This window comes from Bacillus sp. AFS012607 (assembly GCF_002558005.1).
Lineage (GTDB): Bacteria > Bacillota > Bacilli > Bacillales > Bacillaceae_G > Bacillus_A > Bacillus_A thuringiensis_S.
The window spans coordinates 75,586-90,554 of sequence record NZ_NTVM01000023.1 but is presented as its reverse complement, the minus strand read 5'-3'; the positions used below and the strand labels follow the sequence as shown (position 1 = coordinate 90,554).

Below are 14,969 nucleotides of genomic sequence, written 5' to 3'. Positions count from 1 at the left end.
AATTTGTTTCTTATTTTTTATTCGTATTGCAAGCGGTTGAATTGTTGTGAAAAACTTCCTATTAAATCCACTCACCGTTCCTCTCTCACTAAATCAAACAGGACAGATAAGTGCATATATCAAACTTTAATCAGTAGGGTTTTTGTTCATCCCCACTGATTATCAGCCCTCACCAACCGGGCGTTTACTGGCAGCCCGATCCCCACCTAACTTCTTTGCTTCCGCTGAATTTTGAGGTGTGGGTCTTACTGCCCGTTAATGCGGGATAAGAGACGGCATCTAATATACACCTATAGGGAACATGCCATCTGAATAAGCAAAATAATATGCAAATAATTTATACAGCACACTTAAATTCATTTGAGTGTGTTTTTTGTCTACTTTATGAACAAAGCTTTTCTTTTAACACTATTATGGAATAATTATACTTTTTTACGTTGACAATAGTGTTGAAGGAGAATATACTAAGCATGTAAGTTGATTGTGAATAGTTTCACAAATAATGTGAATTTATTCACATATAATAGATAGGAGTTGTCATTATTATGAGTACTTGGACACAAATTTATGATCCATTAAACAGTATTTGGTTATCTGCACTAATCGCAGCACTTCCAATTTTCTGCTTCATCATTTGTTTAATGGTACTGAAAATGAAAAGTTATATCGCTGGTCTTTACAGTGTGATTGTCGCTATTATTCTTGCAATATTTGTTTATAAAATGCCAGCAACAGTAGCTGTAGCATCTGCTGGATTCGGTGTTTTATCTGGATTTTATCCAATTTGTACTATCGTTATCGCCGCAATTTTCCTTTACAAATTAACTGTTAAAACAGAGCAGTTCAATATTATTCGCGATAGTATTTCAAGCATTACAAATGATCAACGTTTACAAGTATTATTAATTGCTTATTCTTTCGGTGCTTTCTTAGAAGGCGCAGCTGGTCTAGGGGTTCCAGTTGCTATTACAGCTGCACTACTTGTGGGTATGGGCTTTAATCCATTAAAAGCAGCAGGTATTTGTTTAGTAGCTAATATTGCTGGTGGTGCTATGGGTGCTATGGGTATTCCAGTTACAGTACCGGCACAATTAACTGAACTTGACGCATTAACTATTGGTCGTCAAACTGTTCTTATTTTACCTTTCATTAGTATTATCTTACCTTTCTTACTTGTTTCAATGGTCGATGGAGTTAAAGGTATTAAAGAAACTTGGCAAGGTATTCTTGTAAGTGGTGTTTCTTTCGCTATTACTCAATTCGCTGTAACTTACTTCTTAGGTGCAGAACTTACTAATATTTTCGCAGCCGTTGTAAGTATGATTGCTCTTGCATTATTCTTACGTGTTTGGCAACCAAAATCTTCTACTAAAGAAGAAAAACAAGAAACTAAAGTATCACATACATTCAATCAAATTTTATATGCTTGGTCTCCATTCGTATTCTTAACTGCATTTGTAACAATCTTTAATTTAAAACCAATTAAAGCTTTATTTGCTCCAGATGGTGCGTTAGCAAACTTAGTATTTAACATTCAGTTCCCTGGTCTTCATAATGCTGTTATGAAAACTACACCAATTACAAAAGCTGATACACCTTTCGCAGCTGTTTTCAAATTTGATGTATTTTCTTCTACAACTACTGCGATTGTACTAGCAATTATCGTTTCACTTATCGTTTACCGCGTAAAAGGTAAAATGGTTAAAGAATTAATGATTGAAACAATGAAAGAATTAAAAGCTCCAGTATATACAATTTGTAGCGTTATCGCTTTAGCTTACGTAGAGAACTACTCTGGTATGTCATCTACACTTGGACTTGCATTCTCATCTACTGGTAATGCATTCCCAATTCTTTCTCCAATCTTAGGATGGATTGGCGTATTCATTACAGGTTCAGTAGTTTCAAGTGGTTCTTTATTCGCACCACTTCAAGCAGTAACAGCAGACCAATTAAACATCGTTCCTTCTACACTCGTTGCCTTAAACGTGGTAGGTGGTACAATGGCAAAAATGGTTTCACCACAATCTGTAGCAGTTGCTTGTGCCGCAGTTGGACTAGTTGGTAAAGAATCTGCTCTATTTAAAACAGCAATGAAATACAGTTTAATCTTCTTAGCTGTTATTAGCTTACTTCAATTAAACGCTGTGTTTAATATCTTTTAAAAATAAAACACCGATCCAAATGGATCGGTGTTTTTCACATTATATTTTTTTATTTTTTAATAAAGAAGCTCCAGCAATTTCAGGATGAGTCATTTCGAATGGATCTAAAATAATATCCAATTCCTCTTCTGTCAGTACACCATGTTCTAAACATAACTCCCTAACAGATTTTCCTGTTTCAATTGCTTCACGTGCAATACGAGATGCTGCTTCATAACCAATATGAGGATTAACTGCTGTAATAATTCCAACACTTTTCTCAACATATTGCTTCAGCAATTCTTCATTTGCTGTAATTCCTTCAATACAATATTCACGGAATACACGGAATCCATTATTCATAATGCTTATAGATTGAATTAAATTAAATACAAGCACAGGCTCCATTACGTTTAACTCTAATTGCCCTGCTTCTGATGCTAAGCAAATTGTATGATCGTTTCCGATTACTTGGAATGCGACTTGGTTAATTACTTCTGCCATAACTGGATTTACTTTTCCTGGCATAATGGATGAACCTGGCTGACGTGCTGGCAATTGAATTTCAGCTAACCCAACACGTGGACCAGACGCCATAATACGAAGATCGTTTGCAATTTTAGACATGTTCATCATACATACTTTAAGCGCTGCAGATACTTCTGTGTATGCATCTGTATTTTGCGTTGCATCAACTAAATGCTCTGCACCAACAAGTGGGAATCCACTAAACGTTCTTAAATGTTTTACCACTTGTTCAATATACGTAGGATTTGCATTTAATCCTGTACCAACAGCTGTCGCCCCCATATTCACTTCATATAAATGTTGACGAGACTGTTTAATTCTTTTTATATCACGCTCAAGCACTCGGCTATACGCTTCAAATTCTTGTCCAAGGCGAATTGGAACTGCATCTTGTAAATGTGTGCGTCCCATTTTAATAACGTGATCAAACTCTTTTGCTTTTTTACGAAAAGCAGAATGAAGTTCTTCCATTGTAATAAGAAGCTCTTCTAACATCATAAGAGTTGCAATATGAATCCCTGTTGGAAACGCATCGTTCGTTGATTGGGCCATGTTCACATGAGTGTTTGGGCTAATTTTCGCATATTCCCCTTTTTCATATCCCATACGCTCTAACGCTCTATTCGCAATTACTTCATTTGTATTCATATTAATAGAAGTTCCGGCTCCGCCTTGAATAGGATCCACGATAAATTGATCATGAAACTTTCCATCAACAATTTCTTGCGCTGCTTCTGCAATTTCATGTCCAATGTCTTTAGCTAAGTAACCAGTATCTATATTCGCAAGTGCCGCTGCTTTTTTCACAATTGCCATTGCTGTAATGAGTGATGGATGAATGCGGTATCCTGTAATTGGGAAGTTTTCTACGGCACGTAATGTTTGTACACCATAATAAGCTGCACTTGGTACTTCTTTTTCACCTAAAAAATCTTTTTCTATACGTATATCCTTCGTTGCTATCATTTTTATCACCTATACTTTTTCATTCTAAATCCTTATCCAAAAAATCCGCCCTCTAAAAACACGAGTATCATTCAGAAGAATTTTTCAGTATCCACCTTCACTATATAGCACCTTTTTTGAAAGCGCAAACATTTATTTTTCTGTATATCCTTTTTATTAAAGTTTATAGAAAATCATTCTTCTACTTTCCTTATTTCCACTCGTTTAATTTGATGCATATCCTTTTCAAGGACTTTAAAATAAAAACCGTGTTTCTCAATAACATCTCCTTCAGCAACGATTTGTTTTTGTACCATAATCCAGCCACCAATTGTATCTACATCATCAGCAATTAAATGTATGCCAAGCAAATCATTTACTTCACTAATAAGCACTTTTCCCTCTACGATTTTATATCCTTCACTTACATGCTCTATAGGTGGATTCTCATCTTCATCGTATTCATCTCGAATTTCTCCAACAATTTCTTCTAAAATATCTTCTAGTGTAACAATCCCTGCTGTACCACCATATTCATCATATAATACAGCTAATGGAATGTGTTTTCTTTGCATTTGTAACAGTAAATCATGAATTGGAATATTTTCTAGCACTTCAATAACTGGCCTTGTATATGGCATAATTGAGCACTCCTCGTCCCGATTACCATCCATATAACGAATAAATAAATCTTTTACATTTACCATCCCAATAATTTCATCTTTATCTTCACCAAATACAGGATATCTCGTGTACTTTTCTTGTGCGATGACTTTAATATGTGTTTCAAATGGTTCGTCCTCATATAAGCCTACAACTTCCGTACGAGGTACCATAATTTCTTTTGCTACTCTATTATCAAATTCAAAAATATTATTTACATATTTAAATTCCCTTTGGTTAATCTCTCCGCTCTCATAGCTCTCAGATAAGATTAACCTTAATTCTTCTTCTGAATGAGCTACTTCATGTTCAGAAGCTGGATGTAATCCGAATAAACCAGTTACAACCCTCGCTGAACCATTTAAAGCCCAAATAAACGGGTACATAACTCGGTAAAAATAAATAAGTGGTTTCGATAACAATAAGCTAACTTGTTCTGCTTTTTGTATAGCAAATGTCTTTGGAGCAAGTTCCCCAATGACAACATGTAAAAATGTAATTACTGCAAAGGCAATAATAAATGAAACTGTACTGGAAATTGCAGGTGAGAATTGTAATTTTAAAAACAACGGCTCGAGTAAATGTTTAATAGTTGGTTCCCCTAACCACCCGAGCCCTAAAGCAGTAATTGTAATACCTAGCTGACAGGCCGATAAATACTCGTCTAAATTTGAAGTTACCTTTTTAGCTGCCAGTGCACCTCGTCTTTTTTCACTAACGAGTTGATCAATACGACTGCTACGTACCTTAATAATTGCAAATTCAACAGCCACAAAAAATGCTGTTAACCCAATAAGAATGACTACCATCAATAATTTTAAAATATCCACATATGCTCTTTAGCTCTCTTAGCTAAAGTTACACCTCCTTTTAAAAAGAAGTTTCACTTTAGTTTCTTCAATTATTGGAAAGCAACTCTATATAAAATCCACCAATTTTCAAACCTCATACAATTCTAAAGGTAAACCATCAGGGTCTTGGAAAAAGAAGAATTTCTTCCCCGTTATTTCATCAATACGGATTGGTTCTGTCTTAACACCACATTGGTTTAAATGCTTCACAGCTTCTTCTATATTTGTAACAGCAAATGCTAAATGTCTAAGACCGGCTGCTTCTGGAAAACTTTTGCGCTCAGGCGGATTTGGAAATGAAAATAATTCGATTTGATACTCTTCTCCTACACATAAATCTAATTTATAAGAATCTCGTTCCTTTCTATATACTTCATTTATCTCTTTAAACCCTAATATTCTAGTATAAAAATTCTTTGACCTCTCATAATTCGAACAAATAATTGCAACGTGATGCACTCTACATATATTCATACTCTCTCTATTCCTTTCTTTACCAAAGATGCATATTCTCCCTTGAAATGAAAAACATATATAGCAGAATATCTCTTTTAGGGGGCTTATCATGAAATTCATTACTTTTTTCGTCGGACTAATTGTTGTTTTCTTACTCGCTTATATTGCTAGCAACAATAAGAAACATATTAAGTTTAAACCAATTTTCATCATGCTTATTATACAGTTAATTTTAACCTACCTATTATTAAATACAGAAATCGGTCTCATACTTATTCGTGTCATTTCCAGTCTGTTTACAAAGCTACTCGAGTATGCTGCTGATGGAATAAATTTCGTATTTGGTGGTATTGCAAATAAAGGTGAAATGCCATTTTTCCTTACTGTATTATTACCAATCGTCTTTATTTCTGTTTTAATTGGTATATTACAACATTTCAAAATACTACCATTTTTTATTCATTGGATCGGGTACTTTCTTAGTAAAATAAATGGTCTTGGGAAATTAGAATCTTACAATGCTATTGCCTCTGCCATTGTCGGTCAATCAGAAGTTTTTATTACAGTGAAAAAGCAATTAGCTCAAATTCCAAAACACCGTCTTTATACACTTTGTGCCTCTGCTATGTCAACCGTATCTATGTCTATCGTAGGTGCCTATATGACAATGATTGAACCTAAATATGTAGTAACTGCACTCGTTCTCAATTTATTTAGCGGTTTTATTATCGTACTCATCATTAACCCTTACGACGTTAAAGATGACGAAGATATTTTAGAAATCAAAGGTGAAAAACAAAGCTTTTTTGAAATGCTTGGAGAATACATTCTTGATGGTTTTCGTGTAGCCATTGTTGTCGGCGCTATGCTCATCGGATTTGTCGCATTAATTAGTTGTATTAATGACCTGTTCCTCATTATATTCGGTATTACGTTCCAACAATTAATCGGCTATGTATTTGCACCTATCGCATTCCTTATCGGTGTACCAAGTTCTGAAATTGTCGCAGCTGGCAGCATTATGGCAACGAAGCTTGTAACGAATGAATTTGTCGCAATGATGGACCTTAGTAAAATTTCTAATAGCCTTTCTCCCCGTACAGTTGGGATTATTTCTGTTTTCCTTGTGTCTTTTGCCAATTTTTCTTCCATTGGTATTATTTCAGGTGCGGTAAAAGGACTAAACGAAGAACAAGGAAACGTTGTTGCGAGGTTTGGCCTTAAATTACTATATGGAGCTACTCTCGTTAGCATTTTATCCGCAATTATCGTAAGCATTATGTTGTAATTAGGTAAAATTTTATCATTTTCTTATCCCTATCTTTTGTATACAATAACGAATAGATGTCTTATAAAGTGAAACTTTACTCAGAGGGGCTATCCCCCTCTGAGTATTAGCCTTCACCAATCGGGCTTTTACGGGCAGTTAACTCCCACCTAACTTCCTTGCGTTCGCTGGACTTTGAGGTGGGAGTTTTACTGCCCGTTAATGCGGGATAAATAATCAAGACATCTATTTTTTATACATGTACAATCGCTTTTATTTAGCGTAAAATATTTTTTATGTGTTTGAATACACTTCTAAATGTATATACTTCGATAGTTTTAAAGGAGAAAAAATGATGAAATCCGACCCGAACAACAATACGCGAGCCAGAAAAGGACGCTCAAAGAAAAAACGCCTACTTTGGTTCCTTCTTATTCCATTACTAATTGTAGCACTTGGAGCAGGAGGCTACTCCTTCCATATATACAGTAAAGCAAAGTCCGTCTTAAATAATGCTTATGCTGAACTAGGTCGAGGAGATAAGTCCAGTAAACGTGAAAAAGCTGTTAAACCTATGACCGACAACATTTCTGTACTAATTATGGGTGTTGATGAAAGTGATATTAGGGAAAAAGGTTATGGAAAAGCAACTCGAACAGATGCGTTATTACTTGCAACAATTAATAAAAACGATAAATCCGTTAAACTTGTAAGCATTCCACGTGACTCACGCGTCTACATTAAATCACGTGATAAATACGATAAAATCACACATGCGCACGTATTCGGTGGTGTAGACAGCACAATTGATACGGTAGAGAACTTTTTAGATGTTCCAGTTGACTACTATGTAAAATTCAACTTTAAATCATTTATTAAAATTGTTGATTCCCTTGGTGGTATTACTGTAGACGTTCCAGTTGAGTTCACAGAGCAAAATAGTAAAGATGAAGCAGATGCAATTCATCTAAAAAAAGGACGTCAACATTTAAATGGAGAAGAGGCACTGGCACTGGCTAGAACTCGTCATATCGATAGTGATTATATGCGTGGTCAACGCCAACAGCTTGTATTAGAGGCCATTGCTGAAAAGGCACTATCTCTTAATTCCATTAATAAAATCGGAGGCCTACTAGACGCTGTCGATAAAGACTTAAAAACTAATTTAACTTTTGATGATATGATGACAATTACAAAAAATTCAATGGATTCAAATTTAAAGATGGAAAAAATGCAAGTAGAAGGTACAGATAAATATATAGGCGGTATTTATTATTACGTTCCAAATGAAAAAAGCGTCAATAATATTTCGACAAAACTACAAGAACATCTCGGTGTTACGAATAAAAATGAGCATAAAAAATTATAATAAAAAGGCTGCTAGATTTCTCTAGACAGCCTTTTTATTATATTTTTCAACATATTTTTCATACACATTGTGACAAGAAGTGACAATTATTACAGCGGTGTAACATTTTTTATGAAAACATTACACACACAGTGAAAATAATAGTATACTAGTACGTACATAATGTTATTTTCATCATTTTTATACAAAAAATGTAATACATATATTTATACATAAATTTCTGGGGGGAAATAAATGAAGCTAAGTAAAATACTGATCGGTTCTGCAATTGCTGGGGGCATATTACTTTGTGTAGGCGGTGTTGGGGGATATCAATATGTCTCCAAATTAAATAATCAATTAGATACTACTGCATTACCGAATACTACATTTGAAGGTATTTCTCTCGATGGAAAAAATAAGAAAGATATTCAAGCAATTATTAATCAAAAGGTAACTGAATTAGATCAAAAATCCCTTACCTACATATTCCAAAACGATAAACAAACTTACACATGGAAAGATTTAGGGATAAATTATAAAGAGAAAGATATTATTGACAAAATCTTTAAAGAACAAGAAGGAAACGTAATGAATCGTTACAAAATGCGTAAGCAAGCTGAAAACGGTGAATTAAAACGTGACTATAAATTAACACCACAATTAAATGCAACAGCTTATGAAACCTTTATAAAAGATAAATATAATGAAACATTAAAAAATCCTATTAATGCAGAATTCAGTATTGAAGGCTCAACAGTAAATGTTAGTCAAAGCCAAAACGGAGAAAAAATTGATAAAGGGAAACTAAACGGTTTAACAAACGAAGCTATTACTACCGGTAAATCAGATGTCACATTGCCAGTCACATTCATAAAACCAGAACGCTCTACAGAAGACATACAGAAAATGGGGATTAAAGAAGTCATCGCTGAATATTCTACTCCAATGGCCGGCCGTAACGGAAATCAATCATTTAACGTAAATAAGTCAGCCAATACTTTAAGTGGGGTTATTGTCGCACCTGATGAAACGTTTAGTTTTAACGGCCGCGTTGGCGTAACTGATGCTGCACATGGTTACAAATCTGCAGCAGTATATTCACAAGGTAAAGTAATACAAAGTGCAGGCGGAGGAGTTTGCCAAGTCAGTAGTACATTATACAGCGCAGCTTTAAGGGCAGATTTAGGCATTGTTTCTCGAAGCAATCATTCTATGCCGGTAAATTATTTACCACTTGGGCAAGATGCAGCAGTAGCAGATTATGGTCCAGATTTAAAATTTAAAAATAATACGGGCAATCATATTTATATTCAAGCATTTTCAAATGGAGGTAGTATTACTACACGCATTTTCGGTACAAATACTGGTAAAAATGTTGAAGTTTCTTCTCAAGTAATTAGTAGGACTAGTGATAAAATCACAGCGGTTACGTATAAAAAAGTAACACAAAACGGGGAAGTAATATCAAATGGACAAATTTCAAAAAGCGTATATAAAAGCGCTCCAAAAGAATAGCTAATATCCACCGAATAGCATAAAGAAAAAGGCGTGATTATATCACGCCTTTTTCTTTTGCAGTAATAGTAAAAAAGTTTCAAGATGGTCTTTCGTTTCTTCTAAAGACCACATACGATTGCCTTGCTTCGCAGCTAATACACACGCCTCTTCCCACGCGTTCTTTTTCTTCATATTTATTAATTCATCACGTAATTTCAAAACAATTTCTTCGTCTTCTTGTTCAATAAACTCTTCCATCACGCTTACTATTTCATCCTCATGAATACTTAACGTACAGTACGATTTAAGAAAGTATTGTAATGTCGTATACATAATGTACTCCCCCTTCTTATTTATCAGATGGATAAGAAGTAATAATCTTAAACCCTAATTCTCCTGACTTATCTCTTGCTAAAACAGTAACAGTTTTTACCAACTTGTCTTTTACACTCATATTTTTCTTTATTACCGTTTTTCCAACCGGGAATGAATGTGTTGTATTTAATACGAGACGAGCCTCTTTAGAATTTTTTAACCAGTCTTGAATTTCCTTATCATGCTGCTTCAAACTATCTTTTACAGCTTTCGTTGCTGTTTCCTTGTCATAGTATGTACTTGCTGCTGATACTTTATCTGTCTTCAAGCGATTCTTCAAATCTTCTTCTGATTTGCCTACATGTCTTTCAATCGTATGACCATTTTTAGGTGGCCCTTCCATTTCATCTAAAATATTATCACTAATTTTTTCTACTGATGTCGATTGATTCCCTGTTTGTTTCTCTGTTTTTTGTTCTTTTCCTGCACATCCACTTAAGATCAGCATTAGTGCCAATAAACCACTCAAGAAAAGACTACTTATTCGTTTCATCATATCACCTCTTTCATGATTATTATCGCAACTTCACTAAAAGTCAATTTCACAACGAAAAAATCTATCAGTTTTCATTTTTTTCATCTATTTTTCCATATTTACCCGCGCAATTTCATCAACCCTCTATTTTTCGACTTTTTATAATATATACCCCCTATATTTTATGATTATTTCCCAGATGAAAACACTGATAACATAACTATAAAACTCTTTTATACAAAGGTTTTTATAGTGTTTTTTAATTTTTTTAAAATACCCCCATTTTTATATACCTAATACCCATATAAGGTATAAAGACCACTTCTTATCAACGTTTTTCTACATTATGTAAATTTACCCTTGCCTATACAAACGAAATATGGTGTAATGCAAAAAAAGATAAAGGATTTTAAACAATGGCTGAAACGATTCAAAATTTCTTAACAGAATACTATTCAATCGCAATTCCACTTAGTATCTTAATTAACATCATCATTAGTCTTTTAGGTGTTATTCCTAGCATCTTTTTAACCGCCATTAATATACAGCTCTTCGGTGTAACAAATGGCACAATCATTTCGATCGCAGGTGAGGCCTTAGGGGCTATTATCTCGTTTTATATTTATCGCATAGGCCTTCAAAAGTTCACTCACGATAAAGTAAATAAGTACCCAAAGGTAGAGCGTCTTCTTTATGTAGAAGGTATAGAGGCCTTTCTACTCGTTCTATCGTTTCGATTGATACCTTTCATCCCATCAAGTATCGTGACTTTATTTGCAGCTCTAGGGAAAATGTCATTACTCTCCTTCAGTATTGCCAGTACAATAGGTAAAATACCGGCCTTATTGATTGAAGTATATTCGGCATATCATGTTATGAACGGAACAAATGAAGCGAAGTGGATTGTAACAATCGCAGGCGCTATTGGATTGTTTTATTTGTGGAAAAAATGGAGAAAAAAATAAAGAAGGAGCCTATGCTCCTTCTTTATTTTTGAAGTATTTTATTAATATCTGTCCCTTAAATCCTTAATTTACACCAACAGCACTAAATGATTGCTTCACTGCATTTACTTCTGCAGAGCTAGCACCATATAAATCCGCAGCAGCTTGTACTGCACCAGCACGAGCTTGACTAAATGTAGTAGATTGCGTGAAATACTGTGTATTTGCACGGTAGTAAATCGCACCTAATTTATCTTTACCAATACCAGTTACAGTTACACCAGAATGCGTACCACCATTTGCTAATAAATAAGCTTGTTTGTTAATAATACCACTGTTTGTATGAACGCCACCGTTATCACTTGAACCTGTGTAACGCTTAGAATAGTGGTCTGGGTCACCATATTTCGCTGGATCACTCATAGAGCGAAGCGCGTCTCCTGCTTTACCAGGCGTGTAAATATCTTCACCAATCTCCCAATCTGGGTTACGGTTATCATAGAATTCTACTAAAGTACCAAAGATATCAGAAATCGCTTCATTTAACGCCCCTGATTCATTTTGATAAATTAAGTCCGAGCTATTTTCCGTAACAGCATGCGTTAATTCGTGACCAATTACGTCAATTCCACCAGATAATGAAGTGAATGTTACACCATCACCATCCCCGTATACCATTTGTGAACCGTTCCAGAATGCATTATTATACTTACTTCCGTAATGAACTGTTGATTTTAATGGTGCTCCTGCATCATTAATAGAGTTTCTGTTAAATGTAGCTTTATAATAATCATATGTTCTACCTGCATAGTAATGAGCATCTACTGCCGCTGCATCATACGCTGCATTGAAAACATTATCTGCATCTGCCCATAATGTTCCTGGTAATGTTGAGCGGTTTTTCGCATCGTATGTGAAAATCGTTGCTCCGCGCGTATTATCTTGTAAGTAGTAAGATGAACCAGATAATGTTGTATTAAGTGATTTCGTATCTCCTAATACACCTTTACCAGTTCCTACTTTATTTGTTCCTGTTACAGGTTTTACTACTGCTTTCGCATCCTGTTTAGGAGCCTCTTGCTTAACTGGTGACTTATCTTCATTTGCTACATGATCCAATTTATTATATTTATTTAATACTTTACCGCTGTCTGCTTCAATGAAATAGTAGTAGTTTCCTGGACTAGGATCTAAGAAGTTTAGATTTACAACGTATGCATATGTTGTTTCTTCACCATTTTGATATACATATAAGTCCGCTTTTGGTTCTACCTCATATTTCGGTGTTACCCCTAAGTCTTGCTGCGCGATTTCAATCGCTTTTGCGCCTTCAATCTTATTTTTATTTTTCAACTTTTCCTTCTTGTCTAAATCAGGTGCAACTGTTCCAGACAATACTTTTAAAGAACCGTCTTTACTTACGTGAGCTACTTGAGTAGAACCCCATACAGGTACTCCTTCGTAAACTTGTTGCATACGTACTACTGTTGAATCAGTTACAGCATCTTTCTTCACTTGTTTCACTTTGAAAGAATCTTGCGCACTCTTTTCCCCTAGCTTGTAATCACCTTTTGCTGCGTTTAAGTAATCAAACACAACAGATTCTGCTTTCTTACCAGTCGCTCCAGTTAAATCACCAGAAATAAACTCAGGTGACTGTACTGTCTCATTGTACTTCTTCGTAGAGAGTACATTTTTAGAATCCGCAAATGCAGAGCCTGTCCCTCCAAACGTTGTAACTGCCATTCCTGTCGCTAACACTAACGCTAAACTTTTCTTTTTCATGAACCTTCCCCCTAATAAAATTTTTTTGAAAAAGAGTAGTTTCATATTAGCATTATGTTTTCACTATTAATATACTAAAAATTCAATTAATTTATTTCTCAAGTTTTGTAGAATTTTGAGGAACAAATATTGAAAAACCCCTTTCCGGTTGGAAAGGGGTTTCTTCATTATGAATTAATTTGTTCAACGGTTTTAGCTTCTTGACCAAGGACATCTGGTTTCCAAGCATACTGAATATCTAATACTATCGCCGCAATTGACATAATTACAAATGTTCCTACAATAAACTTTTTCATAATCTCACTCCTTTTTATTCTTCTAATAATTTTATTGCTAATTTATAATAATAATTACTTTCTTTAAAATCTGCGCATTCTTCTAAGTACTCCGCCAACTCTAAATATATAGTTTTCAAATCTTTTATATTGTTTTCAGCTTTAAAAAAAGGAACTACCTCTGTTTCCAAAAACCTTTTATAAGTATCTCTTTTTTCAAAATACTTATATTGTAAACTTAATAGTAAATATAACATTCCTTTGTATCTTTCAGCTTTCTTTGCAGCAAAAATACCTTTTTCAATCCATTTCTTCGCGTCTTCAAATTCTCCCAATTGAATACATTGTAAGGATAGTTCATACATAGCATCAATATAATTCATATCCTCTTCTTTTTTATACTTTAAACATTCTATATAATACTCTTTTGCCTTCACATAATTCTTTTGACGGTAATACAAATAACCAATATTATTTAAAGCGATTGACATAATATTATCTTTATCCGCAAAAGAATTTGCTTCTCTTAGAATATGATTATAGATTTCCATCGCTTCATTATATTGTTTTTTTCGAGTATAACTAAATGCAATTAGAAATTTACAATTAATTATATTTCTAAACTTATACTCACTCTTAAAGCCTTCTAACGCAACATTAGCAAAGTATAAAGTCATGTGGTCTATTTCCATCTGACTATATGTGAGCGCTAAATTATAATATATCCCCGTTTCATAATAGCCCAGTTCCTTCGCCATGGTTTCCGTTTGCAGTAAGTACTCCAAAGCCTGTGTATATTTATACTGTAAAGAATATAATAACGCCCTACTATACGTATAAAGCATTTTTTGAAATGGTGAATATTTTTTATACACCTTTTTCAACTTATCCAATTCTTCTTCAAGAGCTACTAAATCCCTTTTCATAATTAAATACCGCGTATACAGCAGTTTATAATAATTTATAATTTCAAAATCCAACACATGCTTCATTTCACCTTGTAACTCTTCATATATACGTTCTACTTGTGGCTTGTCCAAATGAACTAGTGCATTCAGCCATTCATCCAACTTCCCCTTCACATCTTCTTCTACATCCCTCAAATCCGTCACGGCAATTTCTAACCTTGTGCAGAGCAATTGTAGAATTTCTTCTGATGCTTCGATCTTTCCATTTTCGATTTTACTTAAGTATGAGACAGAACAAATGCCCTGACATAATTCTTCTTGTGTCATTTTTTGCTGAAGCCGTTTGTAAAAGACTTGTTTGCCTATTTTTTCTAATGTTTGTTGCATTGTCCTCCTCCATTCTCATTACCCCATTACTCTAATAATACATAAAATCTGGAGAAATATAAATTGATAAATATAAATTTTCTAAAAAATATGCATAATTTCATTTTTTTCTCTCTTG

The 14,969-nt window shown here is 34.3% G+C and carries 13 protein-coding genes; 5 read left to right on the top strand and 8 right to left on the bottom strand.

The window, feature by feature from the left end; genetic code table 11:
• The first annotated feature begins 545 nt into the window (after positions 1-545).
• Positions 546-2,165 carry an L-lactate permease gene (locus CN409_RS24445; RefSeq protein WP_097981458.1) on the top strand — a complete coding sequence of 540 codons (1,620 nt, stop codon included), beginning with the start codon at positions 546-548 and terminating at the stop codon, positions 2,163-2,165.
• Positions 2,166-2,204: 39 nt separating this feature from the next.
• Here the strand turns inward: CN409_RS24445 and aspA are convergent, their stop codons facing one another.
• The 3 genes from aspA to gloA2 all read right to left on the bottom strand — a co-directional run bounded on the left by aspA (position 2,205) and on the right by gloA2 (position 5,605).
• Positions 2,205-3,638, bottom strand: coding sequence for an aspartate ammonia-lyase (gene aspA, locus CN409_RS24440; protein ID WP_000562136.1), 1,434 nt, complete (start codon positions 3,636-3,638; stop codon positions 2,205-2,207).
• Positions 3,639-3,811: 173 nt separating this feature from the next.
• Complete coding sequence (locus CN409_RS24435; protein ID WP_000353320.1) at positions 3,812-5,110, bottom strand: hemolysin family protein; 1,299 nt, start codon at positions 5,108-5,110, stop codon at positions 3,812-3,814.
• Between the two features lie 108 nt (positions 5,111-5,218).
• Positions 5,219-5,605, bottom strand: a complete 387-nt coding sequence (gloA2, locus tag CN409_RS24430; protein ID WP_097981459.1) for an SMU1112c/YaeR family gloxylase I-like metalloprotein — start codon at positions 5,603-5,605, stop codon at positions 5,219-5,221.
• Positions 5,606-5,696: 91 nt separating this feature from the next.
• Between gloA2 and CN409_RS24425 the strand changes: the two genes are divergently transcribed.
• The 3 genes from CN409_RS24425 to CN409_RS24415 all read left to right on the top strand — a co-directional run bounded on the left by CN409_RS24425 (position 5,697) and on the right by CN409_RS24415 (position 9,720).
• Positions 5,697-6,875, top strand: coding sequence for a NupC/NupG family nucleoside CNT transporter (locus CN409_RS24425; RefSeq protein WP_000668872.1), 1,179 nt, complete (start codon positions 5,697-5,699; stop codon positions 6,873-6,875).
• A 331-nt stretch (positions 6,876-7,206) separates the two neighbouring features.
• Entirely contained in the window at positions 7,207-8,223 is a 1,017-nt protein-coding gene (locus CN409_RS24420) for an LCP family protein (RefSeq protein ID WP_002083775.1), read from the top strand.
• A 234-nt stretch (positions 8,224-8,457) separates the two neighbouring features.
• Positions 8,458-9,720 carry a VanW family protein gene (locus CN409_RS24415; RefSeq protein ID WP_000777351.1) on the top strand — a complete coding sequence of 421 codons (1,263 nt, stop codon included), beginning with the start codon at positions 8,458-8,460 and terminating at the stop codon, positions 9,718-9,720.
• A 42-nt stretch (positions 9,721-9,762) separates the two neighbouring features.
• Here the strand turns inward: CN409_RS24415 and CN409_RS24410 are convergent, their stop codons facing one another.
• Positions 9,763-10,035 (bottom strand): hypothetical protein, encoded by a 273-nt coding sequence (locus CN409_RS24410; protein WP_000288803.1) that lies wholly within the window; start codon positions 10,033-10,035, stop codon positions 9,763-9,765.
• 16 nt (positions 10,036-10,051) lie between these two features.
• Positions 10,052-10,570, bottom strand: coding sequence for an RNase A-like domain-containing lipoprotein (locus CN409_RS24405; RefSeq protein ID WP_000822706.1), 519 nt, complete (start codon positions 10,568-10,570; stop codon positions 10,052-10,054).
• 398 nt (positions 10,571-10,968) lie between these two features.
• On the opposite strand from CN409_RS24405, the gene CN409_RS24400 reads away from it, so the two are divergent.
• Positions 10,969-11,517: a TVP38/TMEM64 family protein gene (locus CN409_RS24400; protein ID WP_000852229.1), complete on the top strand. Its 549-nt coding sequence runs from the start codon at positions 10,969-10,971 to the stop codon at positions 11,515-11,517.
• Between the two features lie 63 nt (positions 11,518-11,580).
• Here CN409_RS24400 and CN409_RS24395 read toward each other — a convergent pair whose 3' ends face one another.
• The 3 genes from CN409_RS24395 to CN409_RS24390 form a co-directional block, all read right to left on the bottom strand.
• Positions 11,581-13,281 (bottom strand): M4 family metallopeptidase, encoded by a 1,701-nt coding sequence (locus CN409_RS24395; protein WP_000730377.1) that lies wholly within the window; start codon positions 13,279-13,281, stop codon positions 11,581-11,583.
• 167 nt (positions 13,282-13,448) lie between these two features.
• On the bottom strand, positions 13,449-13,577 hold the full coding sequence (locus tag CN409_RS31545; protein ID WP_000713580.1) for an NprX family peptide pheromone: 129 nt from the start codon (positions 13,575-13,577) through the stop codon (positions 13,449-13,451).
• 14 nt (positions 13,578-13,591) lie between these two features.
• Positions 13,592-14,851 (bottom strand): tetratricopeptide repeat protein, encoded by a 1,260-nt coding sequence (locus CN409_RS24390; RefSeq protein WP_081143493.1) that lies wholly within the window; start codon positions 14,849-14,851, stop codon positions 13,592-13,594.
• Positions 14,852-14,969: the final 118 nt, after the last annotated feature.

What these genes read in the sequence shown, in the direction of transcription:
- CN409_RS24445 (WP_097981458.1), top strand. Translation starts at nt 546, where the DNA reads ATGAGTACTTGGACACAAATTTATGATCCATTAAACAGTATTTGGTTA.
- aspA (WP_000562136.1), bottom strand. Translation starts at nt 3,638, where the DNA reads ATGATAGCAACGAAGGATATACGTATAGAAAAAGATTTTTTAGGTGAA.
- gloA2 (WP_097981459.1), bottom strand. Translation starts at nt 5,605, where the DNA reads ATGAATATATGTAGAGTGCATCACGTTGCAATTATTTGTTCGAATTAT.
- CN409_RS24425 (WP_000668872.1), top strand. Translation starts at nt 5,697, where the DNA reads ATGAAATTCATTACTTTTTTCGTCGGACTAATTGTTGTTTTCTTACTC.
- CN409_RS24420 (WP_002083775.1), top strand. Translation starts at nt 7,207, where the DNA reads ATGATGAAATCCGACCCGAACAACAATACGCGAGCCAGAAAAGGACGC.
- CN409_RS24415 (WP_000777351.1), top strand. Translation starts at nt 8,458, where the DNA reads ATGAAGCTAAGTAAAATACTGATCGGTTCTGCAATTGCTGGGGGCATA.
- CN409_RS24410 (WP_000288803.1), bottom strand. Translation starts at nt 10,035, where the DNA reads ATGTATACGACATTACAATACTTTCTTAAATCGTACTGTACGTTAAGT.
- CN409_RS24405 (WP_000822706.1), bottom strand. Translation starts at nt 10,570, where the DNA reads ATGAAACGAATAAGTAGTCTTTTCTTGAGTGGTTTATTGGCACTAATG.
- CN409_RS24400 (WP_000852229.1), top strand. Translation starts at nt 10,969, where the DNA reads ATGGCTGAAACGATTCAAAATTTCTTAACAGAATACTATTCAATCGCA.
- CN409_RS24395 (WP_000730377.1), bottom strand. Translation starts at nt 13,281, where the DNA reads ATGAAAAAGAAAAGTTTAGCGTTAGTGTTAGCGACAGGAATGGCAGTT.
- CN409_RS31545 (WP_000713580.1), bottom strand. Translation starts at nt 13,577, where the DNA reads ATGAAAAAGTTTATTGTAGGAACATTTGTAATTATGTCAATTGCGGCG.
- CN409_RS24390 (WP_081143493.1), bottom strand. Translation starts at nt 14,851, where the DNA reads ATGCAACAAACATTAGAAAAAATAGGCAAACAAGTCTTTTACAAACGG.